The sequence below is a fragment of the Streptococcus sp. 5905 genome, assembly GCF_013276505.1.
Classification (GTDB): domain Bacteria; phylum Bacillota; class Bacilli; order Lactobacillales; family Streptococcaceae; genus Streptococcus.
The window spans coordinates 438688-463380 of sequence record NZ_VMLC01000001.1 but is presented as its reverse complement, the minus strand read 5'-3'; the positions used below and the strand labels follow the sequence as shown (position 1 = coordinate 463380).

Sequence of the window (24693 nt, the reverse complement as noted above, 5' to 3'; positions counted from 1 at the left end):
CGTCTTTTTTTATTCTTCATTTTTTAAAAAGAATGTGTTATCACGAAACTTTGGATCTTTCAAACTCTGTACACTGGCATTGATAACTGCTCCAATAATCAAAATCTTTGCAATGAGAATAAACCAGAACATCATCACCACCACGATAATGGAGCTGAAAAATCGGACATCAACTAGATGGTTGACATAGTTATTGAAATAGACAGAAAAGATATTCAAAAGAAAGACAAGAGTCAGCAAAACAAAGATACTACCAGGAAAAACGTAGCGAATACGAGGGACTCTGACATTTGGAAGGAAATAGTAGAGCATGACCAAGATGGCAAAGAGCAAGGCATAAATCAAAGGGCCTGTAAAGTCCTGTAGGTAATCAAAGAAAGGACTGTCTGATTGCCAGTAAGTTTTGAGCAGGTTGAGCAACATACGCCCAAACATACTTAAAAATAAGGCTAGGGCAAAAAGAATTTGCAAGCCAAAGCTGACGAGTAAACTCATCAGTTGATGGGAGATAATTCCTCGGCTCTTAGCCACTCCATAGGCCTTATTAAAAGCTTTTTGGAGGAAATCCATCGATTTCGAGAAGGTCCAAAGGGCAGACAAGACTGCAAAACTCAGCAAACCAGTCGATGGTTGAGTCAGGACTTCTCGGGCAATCTTTGCGACCACATCATAGACTGTATCCGGTACAAATTCCTTGATGGTGAGCAAAAAATTTGAAATCGGAATTTGAAAATAGGGCAAGATATTGACCACTATCATCAGCAAGGGGAAGATTGAAACCAACCAATAGTAGGCAACCGCAACACTGGTCAGTTCACTATCGGAAGCTTGATAAAAATGTAAAAAAGCTTTCAACATGGGCCGTTCCATCAGCTCTTTCCACCACTTTTTCATGTTGCAATCCTCCTAATACAAGTTGATTTTCTAAACTAATTTCTTCTGACTAATTCCATCATATCATAGGGTAGGGTATTTGCGGCTTCTTTTAAAGAATAATTCTCAAGATTGTTGACATTTTGTCGTAATTTCTTGGCATACTTGGTCGTAATCAATTTCTTCTCTTCGTATTCAAAGATTAACTTACGTTCTAGATAGTAACCTCTTAGCATTTCATCGATATTGTTTGGTTTAATACGATTGATAACACGTTCGACAAAGGCACCACTTCCGATAATGGCCGTTTCACGCAAGCGAGACTCCTGCATAAAACTAATCAGACTACTCTTGTAGATTCCTTTTAGGTTTTCCAAACTTTCGATAATCAACTCCGTATTCTCCAGATAGAGTTCAGATATTTGATCATAGTCAATAGCTCGAAGGCGACGTTGCTCCTTGTCATTCCAACTACGGAAGGTCTGACCAAAGGTCAGCAATTCATGCAGGACAAAGCGCAAGATACGGAGCGACACAAGGAAGTAATATGTCAGGCGGGAAGCCACCTTGCGATTAATACTCTGTTCCATATTTTTCAGATAGCGTTGGTAAACTTGATAACCACGCTCACCGATTTTCCCTTCCTCGTAAGCCTGCTCCAAACCATCGCTTTCGATACTCAAGATGAGGAGTTTTAAAGCCTCCCAGTCCTCTTGGGCGCTTTTATTTTCTTGACTAAGGATTAGGTTTTCAATTCGACCGTGATAATTATCAATAGCCGCATAAAGGGGGAGTTTGTTCTTATGCCCTTCCAATTCTTTTTCTAACTCTCCTGTGACCTCATTTAAAATCGCAATGTGCATGAGGTAATCCTTGGTTTCTTCTTGCTCCTCGGAAAGGTGGGGAAGAACTACAAGACCTGTTAGAAAGCTTAATAGCGTGACACCCGCTACAAGGAAAAGTAAGAGGGGATACTCCTGCTCGAGATTACTAGGTATGAGGAGAATGGTCGCGATAGATACTGTCCCTTTGACACCAGAGAAGGTCAAAAGAAGCATATCTTTCATGTACTTATGAATTTTTTTCTTGAGTCGACGCGTCCTCACAAAGTAAAAACCAGCAATCATGACAAAGCGGATCACAAAAAGCAAGAAGGTCAGAACGACAACTGAAAGCAGTAAAAGAAGGGGATTGTAGAGAGAATTAGACAAAATTGGCTCTGCAATCAATTCTAATTCCATTCCCAAGATAACAAAGACTGATCCATTTAGCATAAAGGTCACGGTGTGCCAGACGGTCTCCGTCACAGTGTCTACCTGGGCCTCAAGGAGCGTAATTTTCTTAAAGCGACTGGCCTTCAAAATACCTGCAACCACTACTGCGATAATCCCTGAAACATGAAACTCTTCTGCGATAAAAAAGGTCATGAGTGGCAAACTTAGCTCTAGCAATAGTTCACTGGCTATATCTATCGCTCGCACACTCAGTAAAAAGGTATGCAAGAAACGATTGACCATAGCCGTCACAAAACCGACTACAAAACCACCAAGAATAGAAAGTGCTAGGGAAGTTCCAGCTTGGCTGAGAGAAAAAGTTCCTGTTGTCCAAGCAGCCAGAGCCATCTGAAAGGCAACCAAACCAGAAGCATCATTTAAGAGCCCTTCCCCTTTTAGGATATTGGAAACCCGTTTAGGAAAACGAAAACGTTCAGAAAGAGATGCAAAGGCAACCAAATCTGTTGGCCCAAGTGCCGCTCCAACTGCTAAACAGGCAGCTAAAGGAAGAGTCATCCAAAGGAAGTGAGCCATACCTCCTAAGCTTAAGGTCGAGATAAAAATCACAGGAAAAATCAGAAAGACGACGATCCGCCAGTGCTTCAAAATGGACGTAATATCCGCTTCTTCTGCCTCCCGGAAAAGTAAGGGGCCAATAACCACGGCCAGAAACAGCTCTGTATTGAGATGAAAGTCCGTATCGGGAACAAATAAGCCAATCCCAATCCCCAAAAGGATTTGCACCAGAGGAAGGGGTAAAAAAGGGAGAAGTTTATTGGTCGTAGTTGAAATGATTAAGACAAATAAAAATAGAATCAGGTAAATTAGTAGTGTCATCTAGACCCTCCTTAGTCTTTTTTACAACAAAATTCAAACATCTCCTTCTGCTCTTGGATTTTCTGATCAATCTTGGAACAGTCTTTGTGCTCTATTTTTTTCTGGCACCGTTCCATTTCAAGAGCCACTAACTTTTTCTTGATTTTGAGCATTTTCTTGCTCATATGTGCTTCGTCGAGCACCCCGACTGCTCTCTCGTGATGCGTTGACTCAACAAAATTTTGGCGCATTGCCTCAAGCTTCTCACGAAGGTATTGTTTATCCATGTCTATACCTTTCTAATTTTTCAATCATAACTAAAAACGGTGGATTGTTAACTTGGTTGAGTGTCCGATAAATGGTAGCTGTATACTCTTGTTGGTTCAACTGGCTAACAAAATCCAACACAGCATCCCTCTCGGTGTCTCCTCCTTCATGGCCATAGTAGATCATGATAGCAATCCGTCCCCCTTTGACAAGCAAATGACACAGCTTTTCTAAAGCTTCGATAGTAGTCTGAGGTTGTGTGATGACGGATTTGTCAGCAGAAGGCAGATAACCCAGATTAAAAATCCCTGCCTTAGCCTCTGTCACAAACTGGTCTAGTGTCTCATGACCTTGCAAGATTAACTGGGCATTTGTCATTCCAGCCTGATCCAAACGCTCTTGGGTTTTATCTAAAGCTTGTTTCTGTATATCAAATGCATAGACTTGCTTGGCTAGCTTGGCTAAAAAAAGCGTATCATGACCATTGCCCATGGTCGCATCCACAACGATATCCTCTTTTGTCACAACTTCAGCCAAAAAATCATGCGCCATCTCAAGTGGTCTTTTCATTTTTAAACTCCTGTTTTACAGCCTTGCATCCTTGCACACTTCCACGACGTCTCATTTCAGTTTCAATAGCATTTAGCACTTCCCATTTATTGAGGCTCCACATGGGACCTATCAACATATCTCTAGGCGCATCTCCCGTGATTCGATGGATGACGATATTCTTGGGAATGATTTCCAACTGGTCACAGATAACCTTGACATACTCGTCCTGACTCATCAGTTGCAAGCGCCCTTCGTGGTAATCTCGCTGCATACGCGTATTGGTCATGAGATGGAGCAAGTGCAGCTTAATTCCTTGAATATCATTATCCGTGACGCAGCGGCGGACATTTTCGACCATCATCTCATGAGTCTCACCGGGCAAACCATTAATCAAATGGGAAACAATCTCAATCTTGGGATATTTCCTCAAGCGTCTTACTGTTTCAACATACAATTCATAAGAATGAGCACGGTTAATCAGGTCAGAGGTTGTTTCATAAGTGGTCTGTAAGCCCAATTCTACTGTCACATGCATGCGCTCCGATAACTCAGCCAAATATTCAATGGTTTCGTCTGGTAGGCAGTCTGGGCGTGTTCCGATATTGATTCCCACCACACCCGGTTCGTTGATGGCTTGTTCATAACGTTCCCGAATCACTTCCACCTTTTCATGGGTATTGGTAAAGTTTTGAAAATAAACCAGATACTTTTTAACATCTGGCCATTTGCGATGCATAAAGTCGATTTCCTTATAAAATTGCTCACGGATAGGGGCATCCGGTGCTACAATAGCATCTCCAGAACCTGAAACTGTACAAAAGGTACAGCCCCCATGTGCCACAGTTCCATCGCGATTTGGACAGTCAAACCCCGCATCAATCGGAACTTTGAAAGTTTTTTCTCCAAAAAGTTTTCGATAATAATCATTCAAGGTATTATAGGATTTCATAACTTTCATTATAACAAAAAACACCTACAATCTCAAAAGCCTGACTTTCCTACAGATTCCCTTGTTTCTCGTTTCCTTTAATGATTTTTTATGATACAATATGGGTATGATTTTAATGAAAATAGCAGCTACTTTATTGTTGGTATTAACCCTCGTGGTCTCCATCATTGTAACAAAACTTTTTAAACTGAAAAAACTAGGACTGAATTTTGCGGATTTAGCTTTTCCACTTTTGGTATTCGAGTATTATCTTATCACTGCAAAAGCCTTTACCCACAACTTTCTGCCACGACTTGGTGTTGCACTTTCTCTCCTAGCAATCCTCCTAGTTGTCTTTTTCCTACTCAAAAAACGAAGTTTTTATTACCCTAAATTTATCAAATTCTTCTGGAGAGCAGGTTTTCTCCTAACCTTAGTCCTCTATATCGCTATGATTGTAGAATTAATGATGCTCACACCCCAATAAATCCCTAGAACAACTGATTCTAGGGATTTTAATTTATGGAAATTAAGTGTCAGCTAACCCAGACACTTAACAAGGAGCTAGCTTTTCTTTTAGTTATAAATCTATTTTGTTAAGATCGTTTAAATTTTGCTCGTAGGCGGTCTGCTTGAGGTTTACCAATAATCTTATCCAATAGGTGAGTTCCAAGACTCATTAAACCATAAAGCCCTCCCCCGAGACCTCCGATGAGGGCTACATAAAAGAAACTCCAGAAGCGTCCCGTTGGTTGGAAGAAAAATCCTAAAATCCACTGTAGGAAACCAACCAAGATAAACATGACAAGGGTCAAAATAGTAATCAAGATAGTTCGTTTCAAGATAATCTTACGACGTGCACCTGTTACCCTGCAAATATCTCGGTACATCAAAACATTTGGAATGATGAGACCGATAGTCGTTGAGATCAAGGGACCGTAGCTGTGGAAAATGGCAATAGCTGGTAACTGCAAGACTAACTTAGCAATTGATCCATAGACAAAGTAAAGAACTGCCTTGCGATTGCGGAACATGGCCTGAAGCATGGGTGACAAGACCATGTACAAACCTAAAATAGTAGACTGTAAAACCGCAAAGACAAACAAGCCCATGGCCAGACTATCTGGCTTGCCATAAAAAACTGTATAGAGAGGCTCCCCTACCATGACGACTCCAACTGTTGCTGGTAAGAGAAACATAAAGAGCATGGTCATACTATCTTGAACTAGGCGAGCAGCGGCTCTCAAATCACCTTTGACATAATTTTCCGTCAAAAGTGGCAAGCCGACACTTCCAATCGAGACACCAACAGAGATCAAAATCATGGTGATTTTATTAGGATTGGCTGAGAAATAAGAAAACATAACAACCAAGTCTTCATTGCTATAGTTGGTAAACCAGGTCATGCTATTGATGAAGGTCATCTGGTCTAAAATCTGGAAGAGCTGGATGGCTGATCCTGTCAGGATAAAGGGAATGGCTTCCTTGATGGTATCAACCAAGAGTCGCTTGCTATTGATCTTATCCCGTGTTTCAAATACCTTTTGGAGCAGTCCCTCCTTGGAAAGAAAATAAATCAAGACTGCAAAACTAGCCACCATTCCCACAAAGGCAGCAAAGGTAGACTGAGTAACCGCTGATAAGTAATCACCAGAACCCATCTTCATAATGAAGAAGGTTGCCATCAACATCCAGATAACACGGATCACCTGCTCAGCGATTTGACTCATAGCATAGGGTTTCAGATTGTTCATTCCTTGGAAGAAGCCCCGGATGACACTCATAGATGGGAAAATCAAGACCGCCCAAGCCAAACTCTGCATGATGGGAATCAGGTCTTTCCCCACACCTGACAAATCTGCTAACCAGGGAGAAAAGAGATGCAAGACCAAGGCAAAGAATAGTCCCAAGCCCGTCATAAAGCCTAGAAAACTCCGAATCAAGGCAAAGCTATGCTCTTCTTCTCGCATGGTATTGTACTTAGCCACTTGTTTGGCGACCGCAACCGGGATACCCGCTGTCGAAATCAGCAAGAACCAGGCGTAAATATTATAACCCATGGTAAAGAGACCATTTGCCTTGGCGGCATAAGTCCCCATCCAAATATACCAGGGAATAATATAGATAGCACCAAGGAGGCGACTAATAAAGTTACTAGCTGTTAGCCAAGCAGTCCCTCGCAACATCTGGGCTTGCTGGTGATTGTTTTCGTTAGACATAGCTTCCTCATTCAATTTTGATAACTAGGAAATTTTCCTCATCTTCCATTATAAACTTTTCCTTGTTACTTGTAAAATTCAGACTTTCGGTTTACAATAGAAAGTATGATAAAGATTGAAACCATATTAGATATATTAAAGAAAGATGGTCTCTTCCGCGAGATTATTGATCAAGGACATTACCACTACAACTACAGTGAAGTTGTTTTTGATAGCATCAGTTACGACAGCAGAAAAGTAAAAGAAGGGACTCTTTTTTTTGCAAAAGGTGCTGCCTTTAAAAAAGAATATCTCCTTTCTTCTATAAGTCAAGGCTTAGCTTGGTATGTCGCAGAAAAGGACTACGAAGTCGGTATTCCTGTTATTGTCGTGAACGACATTAAGAAAGCCATGAGTTTGATTGCCATGGAATTTTATGGTAACCCACAAGAAAAACTCAAAATTCTCGCCTTCACAGGAACAAAAGGAAAGACAACAGCGGCCTATTTTGCCTATAACATCTTGGCTAAAGGGTATCACCCAGCTATGCTGTCAACCATGAATACAACCTTAGATGGCAAAACCTTCTTTAAATCTGCCCTCACAACTCCTGAAAGTATCGATCTCTTTGATATGATGGCTCAGGCTGTTCATAACGGAAGAACCCATCTCATCATGGAAGTCTCCAGTCAAGCCTACTTGGTTAAGCGAGTCTACGGCCTAACTTTCGATGTAGGAGTGTTTCTCAATATCAGTCCTGACCATATCGGTCCGATTGAGCATCCTAGTTTTGAGGATTACTTCTACCACAAGCGTCTCTTGATGGAAAATAGCCGAGCAGTTGTCATTAACAGCGACATGGACCACTTCTCTGTGCTAAAAGAACAAGTTGAAAATCAAGAGCATGATATCTATGGTAGCCAGTCAAGTAACCAAATCGAGAACCCCAAAGCCTTTAGCTTTTCTGCTACTGGTAAGCTTGCAGGAGATTATGACATCCAACTGATCGGCCACTTTAACCAAGAAAACGCCGTTGCTGCAGGACTTGCCTGCCTTCGTCTAGGTGCCAGTCTAGAGGACATCAAAAAAGGAATCGCTGCGACCCGAGTTCCTGGACGTATGGAAGTTCTCACTCAAAAAAATGGTGCCAAGGTCTTCATCGACTACGCCCACAATGGTGACAGTCTGAAAAAACTTATTTCTGTTGTTGAAACCCATCAAACCGGAAAGATTGCTCTGGTTCTCGGTTCGACTGGAAACAAGGGTGAAAGTCGTCGCAAAGACTTTGGAATCCTTCTCAATCAACATCCTGAGATTCAAGTCTTTCTCACCGCTGATGATCCCAACTATGAAGATCCAATGGCGATTGCAGATGAGATCAGTAGCTATATCAGCCATCCTGTTGAAAAGATTGCCGATCGCGAACAAGCCATCAAGGCGGCGATGGCCATCACAAATCAAGAACTCGATGCTGTGATTATTGCTGGTAAGGGAGCTGATTGCTACCAGATCATCCAAGGAAAGAAAGAAGACTATCCTGGAGACGCAGCTATCGCAGAACGTTATCTATAAAAAAATCAAGGGAAACATTCCCTTGATTTTTTTAGTCTTCTTTCTTAAATGAATTTTTAAGACCTTCAACGGCACCTTCTACAGCACCTTTAGCATCTTCAACAACTTCTTTTGCTTTGGCAACTGTTTTTTCTACAGTACCTTCTGCTTCTGTCTTGCTATCGCCAGTAACTTTACCAAATCCTTCTTTGATAGCACCAGTTGCTTGATCCAATTTATTTTCAAGTGACATATCTCTGTCTCCTTTGCTTTTAATACGATAAACGTTATCGCTTACATTCAGTTTATGCTTATTCTTTAGCAAAGTCAAATAATCTGCTCAAAATGAAGCAATTAAGGTAAATAGAAAGTCAATCGTTCCTTGTCAAACTCAACAGCCAACTCATACTTCCCTTCTTCGTTTTGCACTATATAGCCCAAGACGACTAGACTCTCAACAAAGATATCACGCCGTTTCTGCATCAGCTGGTCTTTTTTGAGAAACTTCAGTAAAAAAGTCGTCATATACTTGAGAGCATACTCAGGATTGACATCCCCTAAAATAGCATAGAGTTCCTGCTGTTTTTCTGTCAAAGGATATTGATTCTTGACCTTGTAGAAATAATTCGACAGGGTCATTTTTTCTCTTGCAAAATCCGTAGATTCGACTAAAATGGCTGCATTGGTCTGATTGCGCAATTCTGTCTCAAAAGTCTTCTCTAGCAAGGCTTGATAGACTGGACTGTCCTCTCTGGCAAAAATTTCTTGGTCAAGAGCCAGACTGTCTATCGATTCTAGAAAAGGGAGAATGAGTGAATAACGTTTGTTTTCCCTTAGGATCAAACCTGCCTTTATATACTCTTCCATGAGTTTATCAACTGCCACATCTGGAAACTGAGCCTTGATTTCTCGTAGAATCACATCATCATGCTGGTCCAGATAGTCAACCAAATCTATAAAAAATGGCTGTCGAGTCAAACGAGATGGATTAAAAATCTGAATCATGAAGATTCCTTTCTTTACATTCTAAAAGAGAAGAGGCTGCTAGTTGACTAGGATTGGTCCCTGGTTGATTCAGAGGCACAGGAAGTTCGAGTTTCCTGTAATATTCCCTCCAAAAATCACTAATCTCCTGCTCCCCATCACCAAATTTCATCGGTACGCTTTCAAAAATCGGTAGGATTTCAGCGATGTACTGGGAGCAGTAAAAGCCAGCCCCATCTGGATAAAAAGAGGCGTTATAGGGTGCACCTAAATGTTTGCTGGCTCTTTCCTTTACCAAGTCAGCTTCCATCTCTGGATAGACATAAAGGTCATAGAGATGAGTCGGTTCAAAAAATTCAGCTGGTTCTTGACAAATGACACCTGCTTGCCCACTAGCATGGTAGATCAAACCGTCCAAAAAGATGGCTACATGACTATAGTTCCCAGTAGAAGCCTGGATGGCCTGCCCCATATCTGAAAGGTCCTTCACAAAAATCAAATCGCCATTTTCTAACATCTTTCTCTCCTAGAAAAAAAGGAGCCGAGACTCCTTTAGCTATAAGGAAACTAACGTTTCCTCATTTCAATTATCACTCAGGCTATTAGCCATTAAAGCTTTCAGTCAACTGTGGCACCACTTGTTTCTTACGTGAAACGGCACCTGGAAGGAAGGCATGGTTGTTTTCAAGTTTAAAGTTGAAGGCAGCTTCAACCTTGTCCATGTTTGATCCAAGAGCCAAAATTTCTGAGTTTGAGTTCACAATATCAGTAATCATCAAGACAAAGTCAGAGTAGCCGTTTGCCACATTAGCCGCTTGCATTGCTGCTTCGATTTCAGCTTGGCGTTCCAAGACTTCAGCGATATCAACAGTATTGACTTGGGCAACACGAACCTTATTTCCGTTGAGTTCAAAAGTCTTAGCATCGATATCAATCAATTCTTCAGCAGATTTGCTAGCCAAGTTTGTACCAGCCTTCAGCATCGCGAGACCGTACTCTTCCAAGTTGACACCAGCTAATTCTGCCAACTCAGGAGCAATGACTTTATCAGATGGGTGTGTTGTTGGTGATTTCAAAAGAAGGGTATCTGAAATCAAACCTGAAAGCATCAAACCTGCAATGTCTTTAGGAACTGCCACACCATGTTCTTTAAACATGCGGTAAACAATAGATGAAGCTGATCCAACTGGTTCCAAACGCATGTAGAGTGGGCTTGCAGTCTCAAAGTTAGCCACACGATGGTGGTCTACAACACCGTAAACTTCTACTTCAGCGATATCTGACACTGACTGTTGGAATTCATTGTGGTCAGTTAAGATAACTTGCTCTGCACCTTCTGCTTTAGCAGATGTGATAACACGTGGTGCTTCTACACCAAAATAGTTCAAAACAAAGGCTGTTTCTTCATTTGGAGTACCGAGAGCTACTGCTTCTGTGTCCAATCCATAAGCTTCTTTTGCAAGGTAAGCAAAGGCTACAGATGACCCGATGGCATCTGAGTCTGGATTTTGGTGACCAAATACTAGAATCTTAGACATGATAATACCTCTTTAAATTTATTCATCTTATTTTAGCATTTTTTTCCTCTTTTGACAAAAGTAAGAGGAGTCAAAGGACTCCTCATTAGATATCAATACGATTGACTAGATTTTTCTCTTGATTTTCGGATAAAAATCGTTCTTTCTGTGGTCTTTTCTTTCGTTTGAGAAGAGCCTCTGCTGACATGGCTTCTTCCTTGCCAGCAAAACCCTCTACATAGATGAGTTTAACTGGCAAGCGAGCTCGGGTATACTTGGCTCCCTTACCACTATTATGAACGGCAAGGCGTTTTTTCACATCCGTTGTATAGCCCGTATAGTAAGAACCGTCACAACACTCCACCACATACATATAGGCCTTATAATCCATAGTAAATCTCTTGAATTTCTGGCGTGTAGGAACCATCCTCATTGTGAACAATGAGTGGTGGCAGGACCTTGAAACCACTTGTCGATCCATCCTTGATAGCTTCGATTAAGAGCATATTGGCCTCCTTCTGTCGTTTAGGATAGACAAATTGCAGGCGCTTGGGTGCCAAATTGTGGCGTTGAAGCATGTCTAGGATATCCAAGAGCCGATCTGGACGATGAACCATGACCAAACGACCATTAGACTTGAGAATACTCTGAGCACTGCGACAGATTTCTTCTAAGTTAGTCGCAATTTCGTGTCTGGCCAGAAGGTAGTGTTCACTCTCGTTGAGATTGGAATGCGGATCCACCTTAAAATAAGGCGGATTGCACAAAATCATATCCACCTTACTTCCCTGAATGTGGGCAGGCATATTTTTCAAATCATCGCAGATGACCCGCATCTGCTCTTCCAAACCATTCAACTGAACCGAACGCTCTGCCATATCCGCCAAACGCTCCTGAATTTCTACAGAGAGAATTTTTGCCTTGGTACGACTACTTGCAAAAAGTCCCACTGCACCATTTCCAGCACAAAAATCCACTATTAAGCCATTTTTAGGGAAGCGAGGAAAGCGTGACAAGAGAACACTATCCACCGAATAGCTAAATACTTCTCTATTTTGAATGATCTTGATATCTGTCGAAAAGAGCTGGTTGATGCGCTCTCCTGGTTTTAATAATTGTTCTTCCATATATTGATTTTTAAAAATACGAAATCTAATAAACTAGTTTTTCTCTCTCAGATTGTTGAGGGCTTCCTTTGTCCAGATTGGCATCATTCGCCCAAGTGGTGCAAAACCATGCTTGATACGATCATTTGAAAAACGTCTCCGTCTTGGCAATTGATGTTTTTCTTCCTCCAGAGTGCGAATAGATAGACTAGCTTTACCTGAAAATTCGTCTAAATCAACAACCTGAACCTGCACTTCTTCACCAATTTTCAAAACTTCATAGATATTTTCGATGAATCCTGTCCGAATCTCTGAAATATGAATCAGCCCAATCACCCCTGTCTCTAACTCAACAAAGGCACCATAGGGCTGAATTCCTGTAATACGCCCCTTTAGCTTATCACCAATTTTCATATTAGTCCTCAATTTCAATCGTTTCAATTACTACATCTTCAACTGGCTTGTCCATAGCACCAGTTTCAACAGCTGCAATGGCATCCAAGACTGCAAAAGATTTTGCATCGACCAATTGCCCAAAAACAGTGTGACGACGGTCAAGGTGAGGAGTTCCGCCTTGCTCTGCATAAATCTCAGCGATTGGTTCTGGCCAACCACCACGTGCAATCTCTTTCTTAGAGTATGGCAAGTGGTGGTTTTGCACGATAAAGAACTGGCTTCCATTGGTATTTGGACCAGCATTGGCCATAGAAAGGGCACCACGGATATTATAAAGTTCTTCAGAAAATTCATCTTCAAAAGCTTGTCCATAAATGGACTCTCCCCCCATACCAGTACCAGTTGGGTCTCCACCTTGAATCATAAAGTCCTTGATAATGCGGTGGAAAATCACACCATCATAGTAACCATCTTTTGAAAGAGCGACAAAGTTTGCTACTGTTTTAGGAGCATGTTCAGGGAAGAGCTTGATACGCAAGTCTCCGTGATTTGTCTTAATAGTCGCCAACGGACCTTCTACTGTTTCAATGTCTACTTGTGGGAAATGCAATTCTTTTTCTACCATACCAAATCCTTCTAAGGCATCAAAAATGCCATCTTCTTCTACTGTTTTTGTAATATAATCTGCTTTTTCTTTGATTTTTTCATGGGAAACTCCCATGGCAATGCTAATTCCTGCATAATCAAAGAGTTCCAAGTCATTGAGACCATCTCCGAAGACCATGACGTTCTCTGGTTTCAATCCTAGGTGTTCTACAACCTTTGCCACACCAGCAGCCTTTGAGCCTGCAATTGGTACCACATCAGATGAATGTTCATGCCAACGGACCATGCGAAGTTTATCCGATAAAGATTCTGGCAAGCGCAAGGCATCTCCTTTATCTTCAAAGGTCCACATCTGATAAATATCTACTTTTTCATGGAAGTCAGGATCCACATCCAAGTTTGGATAAATCGGATCAATCGCCTCACTGATCATTTCTGTCCGAGTGGAGAGTTTGGCGTCATGACTGCCAACCAAGCCGTACTCAATCCCTTCTCGCTTGGTCCAAGAGATATAATCCTCAACATCTGGCCTCTTAATCTGATTTTGATAAATGACATTTCCTTTTTTATCTTCTATATAGGCACCATTCAAGGTTACAAAAAAGTCTGGCTTGAGATCTTGAATCTCTGGAACAACACCGAAAATACCACGCCCAGAGGCGATACCTGTTAAAATCCCTTTCTCTCGCAACTGCTTAAAGACAGTAGGAATCGTAGCTGGAATAAAACCTGTCTTTGACGCACGCAGGGTATCATCAATATCAAAAAAGACGATTTTAATCTTCTTTGCCTTGTATTTTAATTTTGCATCCATCTCTCTACCTCTTTCAATCTAACTCTTTCCATTATACCATAAAGTAAAGAAATCCCCTATCTTCAAAGAAATTCACTATCTCTTATTCGAACTTCTTGGATAGGTACAGAACTAAATCATCATTATTTTGAATAGTCGCATTCATTTCCAACGGCTGATTTCGATACCAAACGCCTGAACCATCAGGAATATAGCCTCGTTTGATGTACAATCTCTGGGCAGGTCCATACCCTGAATGGAGCCCAACACCAAGGGTCACCTTATCCGATATGAGCTTAACTTGATTTTCAGCTTCTTCCATCAAGAGGTTTCCAATTCCTTGATTTTGAAAAGGCTCAAAGACATTGAAATCTGAAAGTTCTGGATGGATTTCTGCGAACGGACCTTGCTTAGCACAGGGCAAAATTGTGATATACCCCGCTAAAGCACCCTCAACCTCTGCAACTAAGACTTCTCTCTCCTTGCTTTTCTGTTCCAGAAAATATCTAGCCAAAATTTCCTCTCTACCGGGCCAACCTTGATTGATAAAACCTTGGGACAGGTGTTGGATATCCGATTCAATCATTTTTCTAATAATAGCATTTCCCTACATAAGATGCTCCTTTAAAGCTTTCTCCTACCATTATAGCACGACAACAAAGATTAAAAGAAAAAACCTAGTAAGACAAAAGAATCTTACTAGGTCAAAAAGTAGACGTTTCGAACGGAGTCCTGTAAAAGTCTGAAAAAAGAGGTCCGGGGGACCTGAAAAAAAGACCCGTTGGGGTCTTTTTTTTCTTTAATCTTCGTTTACGAAAGGCATCAAAGCCATTACGCGAGCGCGTTTGATAGCTGTTGTTACTTTACGTTGGTTTTTAGCTGAAGTTCCTGTTACACGACGTGGAAGGATTTTCCCACGTTCTGAAACGAAACGGCTAAGAAGCTCAGTATCTTTGTAATCAACATATTCAATTTTGTTTGCTGCGATGTAATCAACTTTTTTACGGCGTTTGAATCCGCCACGACGTTGTTGAGCCATGTTTTTTCTCCTTTATAGTTTTAATTGTCCATTAGAATGGTAAATCATCATCTGAAATATCCAAAGGATTGGTTGCTCCAAATGGATTTTCATCACGTGAAAAGTCAGGTACTGATTGTGTAGGTGCTGTATAACTAGCAGTTGGTGCAGAATAAGCCCCACCTGTATGTCCTTCACGCACGCTACGGCTTTCCAACATTTGGAAATTGTCAGCCACGACTTCTGTTACGTAGACACGTTGTCCTTGCTGGTTATCGTAACTACGAGTCTGGATACGACCAGTGATCCCGATAAGAGAGCCTTTTTTAGCCCAGTTAGCAAGATTTTCAGCCTGTTGGCGCCACATAACGACATTGATAAAATCAGCCTCACGTTCGCCGTTTTGACTCTTGAATGTACGGTTTACTGCAAGAGTAAAAGTCGCAACTGCTACATTTGATGGGGTATAACGCAACTCAGCATCGCGTGTCATACGCCCTACAAGTACAACATTGTTAATCATAATTTACCTTCTTACGCGTCAAGTTTGACGATCATGTGACGAAGAATGTCAGCGTTGATTTTTGAAAGACGGTCAAACTCTTTAAGAGCTGCGTCGTCGTTTGCTTCAACGTTAACGATGTGGTAAAGTCCTTCACGGAAATCTTGGATTTCGTATGCAAGACGACGTTTTTCCCATGATTTTGATTCAACAACAGTTGCACCGTTGTCAGTCAAGATAGAGTCAAAACGTGCTACCAAAGCGTTTTTCGCTTCTTCTTCAATGTTTGGACGAATGATATAAAGAATTTCGTATTTAGCCATTGATATGTTCCTCCTTTTGGTCTAATGACCCCAAGTCTTTGCAAGGGGTAAGTGAGGTTTGCTCACAATTAACTATTATACTAGAAAAGCTAGTAGATTGCAAGAGAAAAAAGATAAAAGTGAAAAAAAGTCTATTGCTTAGAAATAACATTCTCTTTCAGTTCTACAGATCCGGCCATCTCTTTCAAATTTAAAAATAGCAAAAAGCTGGCTAGTACTAAAACGAATCCTAAGTAAAGGAAGGCTACTACAAATCCTAGATAGTCAATCAACCACCCCGTCAGAGGAAAAATGACGATCATACTCAGGCTGAACATCATAGAGTAAACACTTAGCATGGTTGCCCGTACCTCACTTGGGAGTCGCTTTTGTAAATCGTTGTCAAAAATCGGTTGAAAGAGAGCATATAAGGCGTTACTAATCAAATAAACCAAAATATAAATCAATGGCGTACCAAAGTAGGACAGCAAATAAGTTCCTCCCGTCAAGAGGACAAGAATTGGAAAGAGTTTTAAGGCTGAATACCTCTTTCCAATCTTACTTGCTAGATAAACTGCCCAGATGTTCAAAGCACTGCCCATCAGCATGACCATCGAAATCTGCCACCCTTCTAGGTCAGGCAGTTGATTTTGATAGTAAAAATAAAACATACACATCAGTGTTCCGATGATTTGGGACAGAATCATCCAACCAAAAAGACTGGGATTTCTCTGCAACTCTTCTTTGACAGTCCAGATTATTTTTTTCATCGTCAAGCGCTCAGATTTTTGCGCTTTAACACTAGGCTCTTTTAGCATCCAAGTTAGAAAAAGAACGATAATCGAAGTAGCAATCATGATATAGTAGGTCAAGTGCAATTGACCATGGACAAAAAATCCTGCTAAAACCGTCCCTAAAGACCGAGTTCCTTCTGCGACTCCTGACATAAAACTTGAGATAGATAAGTAGCGCTCTTTTAATCCAGCCTCCACGGCTGAATCATAAACCATGGCTGCACTCGTCCCCGAATCAAAATTATAAGACAAGGCACTCACCACCATAGCAAGTGCATAAATCCAAAAATTACCTTGTCCTAGTAACATGAGAATAGACGACGCAATCCCAGCTATTCGACTTAAATACAGATTGGTTTTATAGGAATAGCGGTCAGCTAACATTCCAGAGGGAATTTCACAGATGACACTGGTGGCATGAAAAATACTTTCCAATAAGCCAATCTGCCAAAGCGACATCCCGTTTTGACTGAGAAATAGAATCCAAAAGCTGGTAATGCCCAGAAAGGCAAAAAATTCCACACCAGCCATGAGACCGATATTCTTCCGGTAATTTCGTTTAAACATAGTTTCTCCTTTAACAAGTGTATTTGTATCTTTGTGTTTGTCACTTGTTAAGCTTTACTTTACATGTCCTTCACCTCTTCCTTCAAGTATTATGGTGTTTTGAAAAAACGCCTATTACGGCGTTTTGATTTAGTTTACGGTTTGATACGGTGTAACATACGTGGGAATGGAATGGCTTCACGGATGTGTTTTGTTCCTGCTGCGAAAGTTACCATACGCTCGATACCGATACCAAATCCACCATGTGGTACTGTACCGTATTTACGAAGGTCAAGGTAGAATTCGTACTCTGTACGATCCATACCAAGTTCTTCCATCTTGGAAACAAGGGCATCATAGTCTTCCTCACGCATAGAACCACCGATGATTTCTCCATAGCCTTCCGGTGCCAGCAAGTCTGCACAAAGCACGCGCTCTGGATTGCCAGGAACTGGTTTCATGTAGAAGGCCTTGATAGCTGCTGGGTAGTTGATAACGAAGGTTGGTACACCAAAGTGGTTTGAAATCCATGTTTCATGTGGTGAACCAAAGTCATCTCCATGTTCCAAATGCTCGTAGTCAGCATCTTCATCATTTTCATGTTCTTGCAAGAGGTCAATGGCTTGATCGTAAGTGATGCGTTTAAATGGCTCTGAAATGTAGCGCTTCAAGAGCTCTGTATCACGTTCCAAGGTTTCCAAGGCTTGAGGCGCACGATCTAGAACACCTTGAAGAAGAGCTTTTACATAAGCTTCTTGCAAGTCAAGTGACTCATCGTGTGTCAAGTAAGAGTACTCTGCGTCCATCATCCAGAACTCAGTCAAGTGACGGCGCGTTTTTGATTTTTCAGCACGGAATACTGGACCAAAGTCAAAGACACGACCAAGAGCCATAGCACCTGCTTCTAGGTAAAGCTGACCTGATTGGCTCAAGTAGGCTGGTGTTCCAAAGTAGTCTGTTTCAAAGAGTTCAGTTGAATCTTCTGCCGCATTTCCTGAAAGAATAGGGCTATCAAATTTCATGAAGCCGTTCTTGTCGAAAAACTCATAAGTTGCATAGATAATAGCGTTACGGATTTGCATAACCGCTACTTGCTTACGAGAGCGGAGCCACAAGTGACGGTTGTCCATCAAAAAGTCTGTTCCGTGTTCTTTTGGTGTGATTGGGTAGTCTTGAGATTCACCGATCACTTCGATGTCTGTAATATCCAACTCATAGCCAAACTTAGAACGTTCGTCTTCTTTGACAATCCCTGTCACATAAACAGACGTTTCTTGGCTCAAGCGTTTAATCGTATCAAACTTCTCTAGACCCACTTCCTCACCGAACTTTTCAATAAAGTTTGGTTTAAATGCTACACCTTGGAAGAAGGCTGTTCCATCACGCAATTGCAAGAAGGCAATTTTCCCTTTTCCTGATTTGTTGGCAACCCAGGCTCCGATGGTCACTTCTTGACCAACGTAGTCTTTTACATCGATAATTGTTACACGTTTTGTCATAATCTATCTTCCTTTTTTCGTTTAACTTGTCCGAAGACATCATTACCCACTATTTTACCATAAATAGACTGCGATAGCTAGGTTCTACTAGAGAAAAATCGCGAGATTTTCGTTACAAAAAATCTTCGCTAAAAAGGCGAAGATTCTAAGTTTTATTTTTCCATAAACTGGTGCAAACGACGAATAGCTTCTTTTAATGTATCCAAGTCTGTGGCATAGCTGAGACGAACATTTTCTGGTGCTCCAAATCCAGCTCCTGTAATCAAGGCAAGGCCGACTTCTTCGAGAATAGCCGTTGTAAACTCTGTCACATCGGTATAACCCTTCATCTCCATCGCTTTTTTAACATTTGGAAAGAGATAGAAGGCTCCTTGGGGCTTGACAACTTCAAATCCTGGTACTTGGCACAAGAGAGGGTAAATAGTATTCAAACGTTCTTCAAAGGCTTGCCGCATGGTTTCAACAGAGTCTTGCGGTCCAGTCAGCGCTTCAATGGTAGCATATTGCGATACGGCAGTCAGATTTGAGGTTGTTTGTCCTGTTAGTTTGCTCATAGCAGCGATAATTTCAGGATTTCCCACAGCATAACCTACCCGCCAACCAGTCATGGCATAGGCCTTAGATACACCGTTAATCACGATGGTTTGCTTGCGAATGGCTGCTGACAAACTAGAGATTGGAACAAATTCGTTCCCGTTATAAACCAAACGACCATAAATATCATCTGCTAGGATAAGGACACCATGTTCAACAGCCCAATTTCCGATAGCCAAGAGTTCCTCACGAGAGTAAATCATACCGGTCGGATTCGATGGTGAATTGAGAACCAAGACCTTGGTCTTATCTGTTCGGGCTGCTTCTAGCTGCTCTACTGTTACTTTAAAGTGATTGTCTTCCTTGGCCTGAACAAAGACTGGCACACCTTCTGCCATCTTGACCTGGTCTCCATAGCTGACCCAGTATGGTGTAGGGATGATGACCTCATCACCTGGATTGACCACAGCCATAAAGAAGGTGTAGAGAGAGAACTTGGCACCAGTGGCAAAGGTAACCTCGTTAGCCGCTACGGAATACCCATAGTAGCGTTCAAAATAGGTATTAACCGCTGCTTTTAACTCTGGTAGGCCTGAAGCAACTGTATAGAAGGAAGCTCGTCCATCTCGAATCGCTTCTACCGCTGCATCCTGAATGTTTTCAGGAGTATGAAAATCAGGCTGTCCCAAGGTTAAGAAAAGAACATCCCTTCCTTGAGCTTTTAATGCTTTGGCTCTTGCATCACTAGCTAGAGTGACGCTTTCTTCCATTTCTAGTACACGCTTGGATAGTTTCATATGTCCTCCTTATTGGATCACTGCTCCTGTTTCAAAGTCGACCAGATAGTACTGGTTTCCTGACTTAACTTCCCAAATCGGCTTATCCTGATAACGACCAAAGGTGATCTTATCAATATCACTAGCTCCTTTTTCCCTCGAAATCGTCGCTGCCTTGTCTTGAGAAATCCCCTTATCAAGCTGATAAACATAAATCTTGTGGTCATTCTTTTCAATCAATACGGCAATGGCCTCTTGCTTTTTATTATGTCCCAGAACGCTGTAATAGCCTTCTAGTCCATTGTAAAAATCAACCTGATCCGCCTTTTCCAATTCTGCATACTGCTTGGCTAGTTTTTCTCCCTCAACTCTAGCATCTTGATAGGGTTTCATGCTGAGTGATATCAGATAAAGGAAGGAAGTGGTCATGACTAGCAGTACCAGAGCAATGCCGATTCCATACTGTAAAAGTAGCTTGTTTTTTGCTTTTTTCTGTCTTAGTTTCACTCGTCTATTTTACCATCTCTCCTCCTTTATTACAAGTGAAGACAGGAACATTCTAAGATTCTTTTCCTATAAAATAGAAGTTCTTGTTTTTCTCTCTCATTATTGATAAAATAGCCTTATGAAACAACATTTAAAAGAGAAAATTTCCGATAATCAATTAGATTTAAAAACAGCTATCGTCCTCAATAAGGCCATACGAACTTTTAAACCATATGAAGCCAAGGCTGCCAAAGAACACGGGCTAACACCCACTCAATTTTCAGTTTTGGAAACCCTCTACAGCAAGGGGGAACTACGCATTCAGGATTTGATTGAAAAAATGCTAGCCACTTCTGGAAACATGACTGTTGTCATTCGAAATATGGTTCGAGATGGGTGGATTTCTAGAACTTGTGACCCAAAAGATCGTCGCTCCTTTTTCCTGAAATTAACACCTGCAGGACGCAGAAAAATCGAAGAGGTTCTTCCTGATCATATCGATTCTATCGTAGAAGCACTCAGCATCTTGGAAGATGGCGAAAAGGAAGACTTAATCCGGATTTTAAAAAAATTTAAACATTTGTGAGCAAAATTATTGCTAATTAGTATCATTTGTTGTAACATAGATGGTAACAAAAGAGTTCGCTCTTTAAATTTTAAACAAAAGGAGACACATCATGTCTAAAAAAGTATTATTTATCGTCGGTTCACTACGCCAAGGTTCTTTCAACCACCAAATGGCCCTCGAAGCTGAAAAAGTACTTGCTGGTAAAGTAGAAGTTAGCTATCTTGATTACTCAGCTGTTCCTCTCTTCAGCCAAGATTTGGAAGTTCCAACTCATCCAGCTGTAGCTGCTGCTCGTGAAGCAGTTCTTGCTGCTGATGCCATCTGGATCTTCTCTCCAGTATACAACTTCTCTATCCCTGGAACAGTGAAAAACTTGCTTGACTGGCTCTCTCGCGCCATTGACTTGTCTGATACACGTGGTGCTTCTGCCCTCCAAGACAAGTTTGTTACTGTCTCATCTGTAGCCAATGCCGGTCACGATCAACTCTTTGCTATTTACAAAGACCTCTTGCCATTTATCCGTACACAAGTCGTTGGTGACTTTACAGCTGCTCGTGTCAATGACTCTGCTTGGGCTGACGGAAAATTGGTGTTAGAAGAAACAACTGCTTCATCACTTGCCAAACAAGCTGACAACCTTCTTGCAGCCATCAACTAATCCAGCAAAAACCAGCTCGAATGAGCTGGTTTTATCCTTGTTTCACAAAGACGAGTTCTAAGTCACTTGATAAATCAGGTCGGTAGTCAAAACCGGCGAAGCTGAGCTTACGAGCTTGTTCGACTGTTTGGACTTGCCCCTCTATCAAGGCGGTCAAAAAGGCGCCACGGGCTTTTTTTGAAATGGTTGAGTGAATCTTCAGCTGAACACCCTTGTCCTCCATAAATTTGAAGGTCACCATCTTTTCTCTGATTTCCTTCGAAAATACAGTTTCAAACTCTGATGATAGGAGTGAAAATATCAAGTCCTCATCCTGTAGCGCCTCATCGTAGGGCGACTTCCAATGACTCTTTAAAGTCTTACCAGCAACTTTTAACTTCATCAAGAAGTCCAGACGATGAGGAGCCATGGGCGACAAGGCAGGAACAACACCGTATAAAGCCGAGGTAATCAGGACATGATTTTCAAGATAGGTTTGTTCAGCCTCGGCTAACCCATCTCGTTTGATGTGGCGATACATGAGACCGTCAAAGAGCTTCAAGGCTGGATAGTTCTTAGCCCTGTGATCTTTTAGAGCTTGAATATGAGCGTGCTCTTCTTCTGCTTTCTCGGCAGATACCTTATAAAAACTTTTTAATTCACTGACTGAGTAGTGCGCCAGTGAGTCAAGGACTGCCTGGCTTTCTTTCCTCAAAGAGAGCGCTTCAATCATAGGAAGGTCTGTGTTCATTTCTTTGGCTGTTGGGATTAAAATTTTCATATTGTTAGTGTAGCATATTTTTCAACCACGACCAAGAATTTCATCTGAGAAACCTCGGTATAAACCGAGGTTTCTCTGTTTATTTTGGCCATCCTAACCAGATAGCCATGAGAACAAGGGCTGTGCCAGCTAAGCTTGTTAAGATAGATAAGAATTTATCTTTTTTCTCCTTGAACTGAGAAAACCTATTTTTATACTCAATGAAAATCAAAGAGCAAACTAGGAAGCTAGCCGCAGGCAGTACTTGAGTACGGCAAGGCGACGCTGACGTAGTTTGAATTTGATTTTCGAAGAGTATTATTGTACTTTAAAGGTCTTGAGATAATTATCTTTTCCAACTTGACCTTCGAAGGATTGGCCATTTTCAAGGTAAGGGAGGTCGTCTGACACGGAAGCCTTGACCTTATAAATCTTGCCATCAACTTTAAAGAAGTAGACGGTATCCCCCTTAATAACAGCTGATTTAAGGTCTGAAATCACTCCCTTGATACTTTCTACCGTTTCATTATCCAGCTCGAGGTCGTTTTTATTGGCATACTTGCTGAGGAGTTCATCTACCGTAGCTGCTACGATGACGTTTTGGTACTCCACTGCATCGACCAAAGCATACTCCTTGACCAGACCTGCATTGTCCTTCAAGCCCATGATATAGAGAGGCTTGTCATTGAGATTGACAAGAATAGGGAATGTAGCCTTGTAGGCTTTCTCTTGTACTGCTCCTTCTGCGGAAGCACGGGCAGATTCTTCGGTTGCTGATGCTAGATTGTACTTGGTGATTTCACCAGTTCGCATGTTTTCAAGGATAAAACCTAAATTACTTTCGTCAGCATTTGCTGAAGTTATCCCCGTGTAGAGATAAATGTCATTTCCGATAGAAAGATAGTTATAGCCCTCTGTCGTTTGGGTAACATTTTTTTTAGAAATCAAGGCATTCCAGAAACCGTCTTTGTACTTGCCGTTGTAGTTTATTTGCTGGATGGTTTCTTCGGCCGGATAGACACGGTCCACCCATTCTGGCACTTCATCCAAGCTATATTCCTTGGTTTCTCCATTAGTAGCATCCAAGATAATAACAGATGAAGGGCGAGGTACTCCAAGACCAAACTGTTTTTGATAAACGGTTGCTACATAGAAAGGATTACCTTCATCATCCACCTCAAAGGAGGGCGTTTTAAAAATCTTGGTCGGATACTTGATTCGAAGATGACGTTTGACGTCACGGTTAAAATACTCGGAGTCCGAATACTTCATCGGTGTTTTCAAATCTACTAATTCCGCATTTCCTGTCACCATATCAACCTTGATATACTCGCCAATTCCCTTGGCTTGATTGTTGAACCATTTGATGGGATCAGCATACTCCAAAGGTGTCACCCGATAAGGTTTGCCATCAACTGTCAGCTGGGTATAAGTATCTGCCGCCACGTACTGGGATACCTTATCCGTCAGAGAGCCCAGGTAACGGTCACCAATCTTTTCTGCAGTGCTCCGATCTAGGATTGGAACCTTACTGGTATCACTCTTAGGAAAGTCTTTAAAGTCTTTTTCTGTGATAGACACCACATTGGCATAGTTTTTAGCCTGGAAAAAGCTAGAGGTAACTAGGCTTACCAGACCAGCAAGGGCAAAGATAAGGCCTGCAGCCAGCAACAATCCTCCACCTAATTTATTAAAATGAAGCCCTTCTAGATTAAGTTCGTTGGCAACCTTGCCATGACGTACGTGAACCGTCTTGAGGAGATTGGTATCCTTTCGGAAACTAAACAAAATACCCATCACCACCAGATGCCCACATAGGAAAAAGATAAATTCCCAACTGGTAAGATTGAAGGGTGGTAAAAAGATATACCAGGTCATTGCGATAAAAACAAGTTCAAAGAGTATACGTTTCATCTGAGTTCCTCCTAAATAATTCGTCCTTCCAAATGATCCAGTTCATGCTGGCAGATCTGAGCTGGAAAACCTGTCAGCGTAATGGTCTGCTCCTGCCACTTGCTATCGCGATAGGATACCGTAATCGTTTCATAACGAGTCGTTGGTCTCACTCCTGTCAAGGATAAACAACCTTCCTCCGTCTCGTAAGCTCCCTCAAAAGACAAAAGAACGGGGTTAAACATGACCATAGGAACCAGTCCAAGATTAAAGATAATCACGCGCTTCTGCTCCCCAATCATATTGGCTGCCAGACCGACACAGGTCTCGCGATTGGCCAGCAGGGTATCCTGCAAATCCTTAGCCAGATAAAGATCTTCCTGACTTGCAGGTTTCGAGACCTGCGACAAGAATAAGACGTCTCGGACAATTTTCTTTTCCATTCTCTTACGCTCCTTGCTACTTTACTTTATTATAGCATAAAAGGGGGCAACTTCTAGTCCTTTCCCTCAAATGC

The 24693-nt window shown here is 41.6% G+C and carries 30 protein-coding genes; 4 read left to right on the top strand and 26 right to left on the bottom strand.

Annotated elements, in window-relative coordinates; all coding sequences use genetic code 11:
* Positions 1-9: 9 nt before the first annotated feature.
* Genes HT680_RS02245 through HT680_RS02225 form a run of 5 tightly spaced genes read right to left on the bottom strand, consistent with a single transcriptional unit; the run spans position 10 to position 4740 of the window.
* Complete coding sequence (locus HT680_RS02245; protein ID WP_173257915.1) at positions 10-894, bottom strand: YihY/virulence factor BrkB family protein; 885 nt, start codon at positions 892-894, stop codon at positions 10-12.
* Between the two features lie 35 nt (positions 895-929).
* Entirely contained in the window at positions 930-2984 is a 2055-nt protein-coding gene (locus HT680_RS02240) for a cation:proton antiporter (protein ID WP_173257913.1), read from the bottom strand.
* 11 nt (positions 2985-2995) lie between these two features.
* Complete coding sequence (locus HT680_RS02235; RefSeq protein ID WP_000361095.1) at positions 2996-3250, bottom strand: hypothetical protein; 255 nt, start codon at positions 3248-3250, stop codon at positions 2996-2998.
* Complete coding sequence (locus HT680_RS02230; protein WP_173257911.1) at positions 3243-3800, bottom strand: class I SAM-dependent methyltransferase; 558 nt, start codon at positions 3798-3800, stop codon at positions 3243-3245. The genes HT680_RS02235 and HT680_RS02230 overlap by 8 nt, the downstream gene beginning before the upstream one ends.
* Positions 3784-4740 carry a TIGR01212 family radical SAM protein gene (locus tag HT680_RS02225; protein ID WP_173257909.1) on the bottom strand — a complete coding sequence of 319 codons (957 nt, stop codon included), beginning with the start codon at positions 4738-4740 and terminating at the stop codon, positions 3784-3786. Before HT680_RS02225 ends, HT680_RS02230 begins: the two co-directional genes overlap by 17 nt.
* A gap of 91 nt (positions 4741-4831) precedes the next feature.
* Between HT680_RS02225 and HT680_RS02220 the strand changes: the two genes are divergently transcribed.
* Positions 4832-5197, top strand: a complete 366-nt coding sequence (locus HT680_RS02220) for a DUF3397 domain-containing protein (protein ID WP_025168386.1) — start codon at positions 4832-4834, stop codon at positions 5195-5197.
* A 109-nt stretch (positions 5198-5306) separates the two neighbouring features.
* Here HT680_RS02220 and HT680_RS02215 read toward each other — a convergent pair whose 3' ends face one another.
* Positions 5307-6929, bottom strand: coding sequence for a polysaccharide biosynthesis protein (locus HT680_RS02215; RefSeq protein WP_173257907.1), 1623 nt, complete (start codon positions 6927-6929; stop codon positions 5307-5309).
* A 105-nt stretch (positions 6930-7034) separates the two neighbouring features.
* On the opposite strand from HT680_RS02215, the gene HT680_RS02210 reads away from it, so the two are divergent.
* The gene (locus tag HT680_RS02210; RefSeq protein ID WP_173257905.1) at positions 7035-8480 is read left to right on the top strand and encodes a UDP-N-acetylmuramoyl-L-alanyl-D-glutamate--L-lysine ligase; all 1446 of its coding nucleotides are present in this window, start codon (positions 7035-7037) and stop codon (positions 8478-8480) included.
* 31 nt (positions 8481-8511) lie between these two features.
* On the opposite strand, the gene HT680_RS02205 is transcribed toward HT680_RS02210, so the two are convergent.
* The 16 genes from HT680_RS02205 to HT680_RS02130 form a co-directional block, all read right to left on the bottom strand.
* Positions 8512-8712, bottom strand: a complete 201-nt coding sequence (locus tag HT680_RS02205; protein WP_000051179.1) for a CsbD family protein — start codon at positions 8710-8712, stop codon at positions 8512-8514.
* A 101-nt stretch (positions 8713-8813) separates the two neighbouring features.
* Complete coding sequence (locus HT680_RS02200) at positions 8814-9464, bottom strand: DUF1803 domain-containing protein (RefSeq protein WP_173257903.1); 651 nt, start codon at positions 9462-9464, stop codon at positions 8814-8816.
* On the bottom strand, positions 9448-9960 hold the full coding sequence (locus HT680_RS02195; protein WP_173257901.1) for a YiiX/YebB-like N1pC/P60 family cysteine hydrolase: 513 nt from the start codon (positions 9958-9960) through the stop codon (positions 9448-9450). Before HT680_RS02195 ends, HT680_RS02200 begins: the two co-directional genes overlap by 17 nt.
* Positions 9961-10045: 85 nt before the next feature.
* Entirely contained in the window at positions 10046-10981 is a 936-nt protein-coding gene (locus HT680_RS02190) for a manganese-dependent inorganic pyrophosphatase (RefSeq protein WP_173257899.1), read from the bottom strand.
* An 85-nt stretch (positions 10982-11066) separates the two neighbouring features.
* On the bottom strand, positions 11067-11351 hold the full coding sequence (locus tag HT680_RS02185) for a GIY-YIG nuclease family protein (RefSeq protein WP_173257897.1): 285 nt from the start codon (positions 11349-11351) through the stop codon (positions 11067-11069).
* On the bottom strand, positions 11341-12087 hold the full coding sequence (locus tag HT680_RS02180) for a tRNA1(Val) (adenine(37)-N6)-methyltransferase (protein ID WP_173257896.1): 747 nt from the start codon (positions 12085-12087) through the stop codon (positions 11341-11343). The genes HT680_RS02185 and HT680_RS02180 overlap by 11 nt, the downstream gene beginning before the upstream one ends.
* Positions 12088-12120: 33 nt before the next feature.
* Positions 12121-12480 carry a S1 RNA-binding domain-containing protein gene (locus HT680_RS02175; RefSeq protein ID WP_038805977.1) on the bottom strand — a complete coding sequence of 120 codons (360 nt, stop codon included), beginning with the start codon at positions 12478-12480 and terminating at the stop codon, positions 12121-12123.
* Between the two features lies 1 nt (position 12481).
* Positions 12482-13882: a Cof-type HAD-IIB family hydrolase gene (locus HT680_RS02170; protein WP_173257894.1), complete on the bottom strand. Its 1401-nt coding sequence runs from the start codon at positions 13880-13882 to the stop codon at positions 12482-12484.
* 82 nt (positions 13883-13964) lie between these two features.
* The gene (locus tag HT680_RS02165; RefSeq protein WP_173257892.1) at positions 13965-14447 is read right to left on the bottom strand and encodes a GNAT family N-acetyltransferase; all 483 of its coding nucleotides are present in this window, start codon (positions 14445-14447) and stop codon (positions 13965-13967) included.
* A 213-nt stretch (positions 14448-14660) separates the two neighbouring features.
* Positions 14661-14900 (bottom strand): 30S ribosomal protein S18, encoded by a 240-nt coding sequence (rpsR, locus tag HT680_RS02160; RefSeq protein WP_000068664.1) that lies wholly within the window; start codon positions 14898-14900, stop codon positions 14661-14663.
* A gap of 31 nt (positions 14901-14931) precedes the next feature.
* Positions 14932-15402, bottom strand: a complete 471-nt coding sequence (gene ssbA / locus HT680_RS02155) for a single-stranded DNA-binding protein SsbA (protein WP_000609594.1) — start codon at positions 15400-15402, stop codon at positions 14932-14934.
* Between the two features lie 11 nt (positions 15403-15413).
* Positions 15414-15704, bottom strand: coding sequence for a 30S ribosomal protein S6 (gene rpsF, locus HT680_RS02150; RefSeq protein WP_001151782.1), 291 nt, complete (start codon positions 15702-15704; stop codon positions 15414-15416).
* A 131-nt stretch (positions 15705-15835) separates the two neighbouring features.
* Positions 15836-17044, bottom strand: coding sequence for an MFS transporter (locus HT680_RS02145; protein ID WP_173257890.1), 1209 nt, complete (start codon positions 17042-17044; stop codon positions 15836-15838).
* A 134-nt stretch (positions 17045-17178) separates the two neighbouring features.
* Positions 17179-18525, bottom strand: coding sequence for an asparagine--tRNA ligase (asnS, locus tag HT680_RS02140; RefSeq protein ID WP_173258633.1), 1347 nt, complete (start codon positions 18523-18525; stop codon positions 17179-17181).
* A 149-nt stretch (positions 18526-18674) separates the two neighbouring features.
* Positions 18675-19853 carry a pyridoxal phosphate-dependent aminotransferase gene (locus tag HT680_RS02135; protein WP_173257888.1) on the bottom strand — a complete coding sequence of 393 codons (1179 nt, stop codon included), beginning with the start codon at positions 19851-19853 and terminating at the stop codon, positions 18675-18677.
* A 9-nt stretch (positions 19854-19862) separates the two neighbouring features.
* Positions 19863-20339 (bottom strand): DUF5590 domain-containing protein, encoded by a 477-nt coding sequence (locus HT680_RS02130; RefSeq protein ID WP_057489463.1) that lies wholly within the window; start codon positions 20337-20339, stop codon positions 19863-19865.
* A gap of 118 nt (positions 20340-20457) precedes the next feature.
* Between HT680_RS02130 and HT680_RS02125 the strand changes: the two genes are divergently transcribed.
* Together HT680_RS02125 and HT680_RS02120 are read left to right on the top strand one after the other, a co-directional pair.
* Complete coding sequence (locus tag HT680_RS02125) at positions 20458-20904, top strand: MarR family transcriptional regulator (RefSeq protein WP_000809184.1); 447 nt, start codon at positions 20458-20460, stop codon at positions 20902-20904.
* Positions 20905-20995: 91 nt separating this feature from the next.
* A complete protein-coding gene (locus HT680_RS02120) occupies positions 20996-21544 on the top strand; it encodes an NADPH-dependent FMN reductase (RefSeq protein ID WP_061417136.1) in 549 nt (182 codons plus the stop codon).
* 31 nt (positions 21545-21575) lie between these two features.
* Here the strand turns inward: HT680_RS02120 and yaaA are convergent, their stop codons facing one another.
* The 4 genes from yaaA to HT680_RS02100 all read right to left on the bottom strand — a co-directional run bounded on the left by yaaA (position 21576) and on the right by HT680_RS02100 (position 24619).
* Positions 21576-22304: a peroxide stress protein YaaA gene (gene yaaA / locus HT680_RS02115; RefSeq protein WP_173257886.1), complete on the bottom strand. Its 729-nt coding sequence runs from the start codon at positions 22302-22304 to the stop codon at positions 21576-21578.
* 79 nt (positions 22305-22383) lie between these two features.
* Positions 22384-22515: a DUF3953 domain-containing protein gene (locus HT680_RS02110; RefSeq protein ID WP_240146444.1), complete on the bottom strand. Its 132-nt coding sequence runs from the start codon at positions 22513-22515 to the stop codon at positions 22384-22386.
* Positions 22516-22601: 86 nt separating this feature from the next.
* A complete protein-coding gene (locus HT680_RS02105) occupies positions 22602-24197 on the bottom strand; it encodes a hypothetical protein (protein ID WP_173257884.1) in 1596 nt (531 codons plus the stop codon).
* 11 nt (positions 24198-24208) lie between these two features.
* Positions 24209-24619 carry a peptide deformylase gene (locus tag HT680_RS02100; RefSeq protein ID WP_173257882.1) on the bottom strand — a complete coding sequence of 137 codons (411 nt, stop codon included), beginning with the start codon at positions 24617-24619 and terminating at the stop codon, positions 24209-24211.
* Between the last annotated feature and the right edge of the window lie 74 nt (positions 24620-24693).

Excerpts from the sequence above, each read along its gene's own strand:
- HT680_RS02195 (WP_173257901.1), bottom strand. The coding sequence starts at position 9,960 with ATGTTAGAAAATGGCGATTTGATTTTTGTGAAGGACCTTTCAGATATG.
- yaaA (WP_173257886.1), bottom strand. The coding sequence starts at position 22,304 with ATGAAAATTTTAATCCCAACAGCCAAAGAAATGAACACAGACCTTCCT.
- HT680_RS02125 (WP_000809184.1), top strand. The coding sequence starts at position 20,458 with ATGAAACAACATTTAAAAGAGAAAATTTCCGATAATCAATTAGATTTA.
- rpsR (WP_000068664.1), bottom strand. The coding sequence starts at position 14,900 with ATGGCTCAACAACGTCGTGGCGGATTCAAACGCCGTAAAAAAGTTGAT.
- HT680_RS02225 (WP_173257909.1), bottom strand. The coding sequence starts at position 4,740 with ATGAAAGTTATGAAATCCTATAATACCTTGAATGATTATTATCGAAAA.
- HT680_RS02190 (WP_173257899.1), bottom strand. The coding sequence starts at position 10,981 with ATGTCTAAGATTCTAGTATTTGGTCACCAAAATCCAGACTCAGATGCC.
- HT680_RS02165 (WP_173257892.1), bottom strand. The coding sequence starts at position 14,447 with ATGATTGAATCGGATATCCAACACCTGTCCCAAGGTTTTATCAATCAA.
- HT680_RS02210 (WP_173257905.1), top strand. The coding sequence starts at position 7,035 with ATGATAAAGATTGAAACCATATTAGATATATTAAAGAAAGATGGTCTC.
- HT680_RS02100 (WP_173257882.1), bottom strand. The coding sequence starts at position 24,619 with ATGGAAAAGAAAATTGTCCGAGACGTCTTATTCTTGTCGCAGGTCTCG.
- HT680_RS02235 (WP_000361095.1), bottom strand. The coding sequence starts at position 3,250 with ATGGATAAACAATACCTTCGTGAGAAGCTTGAGGCAATGCGCCAAAAT.
- HT680_RS02185 (WP_173257897.1), bottom strand. The coding sequence starts at position 11,351 with ATGGATTATAAGGCCTATATGTATGTGGTGGAGTGTTGTGACGGTTCT.
- HT680_RS02145 (WP_173257890.1), bottom strand. The coding sequence starts at position 17,044 with ATGTTTAAACGAAATTACCGGAAGAATATCGGTCTCATGGCTGGTGTG.
- HT680_RS02120 (WP_061417136.1), top strand. The coding sequence starts at position 20,996 with ATGTCTAAAAAAGTATTATTTATCGTCGGTTCACTACGCCAAGGTTCT.
- HT680_RS02220 (WP_025168386.1), top strand. The coding sequence starts at position 4,832 with ATGGGTATGATTTTAATGAAAATAGCAGCTACTTTATTGTTGGTATTA.
- HT680_RS02135 (WP_173257888.1), bottom strand. The coding sequence starts at position 19,853 with ATGAAACTATCCAAGCGTGTACTAGAAATGGAAGAAAGCGTCACTCTA.
- HT680_RS02200 (WP_173257903.1), bottom strand. The coding sequence starts at position 9,464 with ATGATTCAGATTTTTAATCCATCTCGTTTGACTCGACAGCCATTTTTT.
- HT680_RS02105 (WP_173257884.1), bottom strand. The coding sequence starts at position 24,197 with ATGAAACGTATACTCTTTGAACTTGTTTTTATCGCAATGACCTGGTAT.
- HT680_RS02245 (WP_173257915.1), bottom strand. The coding sequence starts at position 894 with ATGAAAAAGTGGTGGAAAGAGCTGATGGAACGGCCCATGTTGAAAGCT.
- HT680_RS02170 (WP_173257894.1), bottom strand. The coding sequence starts at position 13,882 with ATGGATGCAAAATTAAAATACAAGGCAAAGAAGATTAAAATCGTCTTT.
- rpsF (WP_001151782.1), bottom strand. The coding sequence starts at position 15,704 with ATGGCTAAATACGAAATTCTTTATATCATTCGTCCAAACATTGAAGAA.
- HT680_RS02175 (WP_038805977.1), bottom strand. The coding sequence starts at position 12,480 with ATGAAAATTGGTGATAAGCTAAAGGGGCGTATTACAGGAATTCAGCCC.
- HT680_RS02215 (WP_173257907.1), bottom strand. The coding sequence starts at position 6,929 with ATGTCTAACGAAAACAATCACCAGCAAGCCCAGATGTTGCGAGGGACT.
- HT680_RS02240 (WP_173257913.1), bottom strand. The coding sequence starts at position 2,984 with ATGACACTACTAATTTACCTGATTCTATTTTTATTTGTCTTAATCATT.
- HT680_RS02180 (WP_173257896.1), bottom strand. The coding sequence starts at position 12,087 with ATGGAAGAACAATTATTAAAACCAGGAGAGCGCATCAACCAGCTCTTT.
- ssbA (WP_000609594.1), bottom strand. The coding sequence starts at position 15,402 with ATGATTAACAATGTTGTACTTGTAGGGCGTATGACACGCGATGCTGAG.
- HT680_RS02230 (WP_173257911.1), bottom strand. The coding sequence starts at position 3,800 with ATGAAAAGACCACTTGAGATGGCGCATGATTTTTTGGCTGAAGTTGTG.
- HT680_RS02205 (WP_000051179.1), bottom strand. The coding sequence starts at position 8,712 with ATGTCACTTGAAAATAAATTGGATCAAGCAACTGGTGCTATCAAAGAA.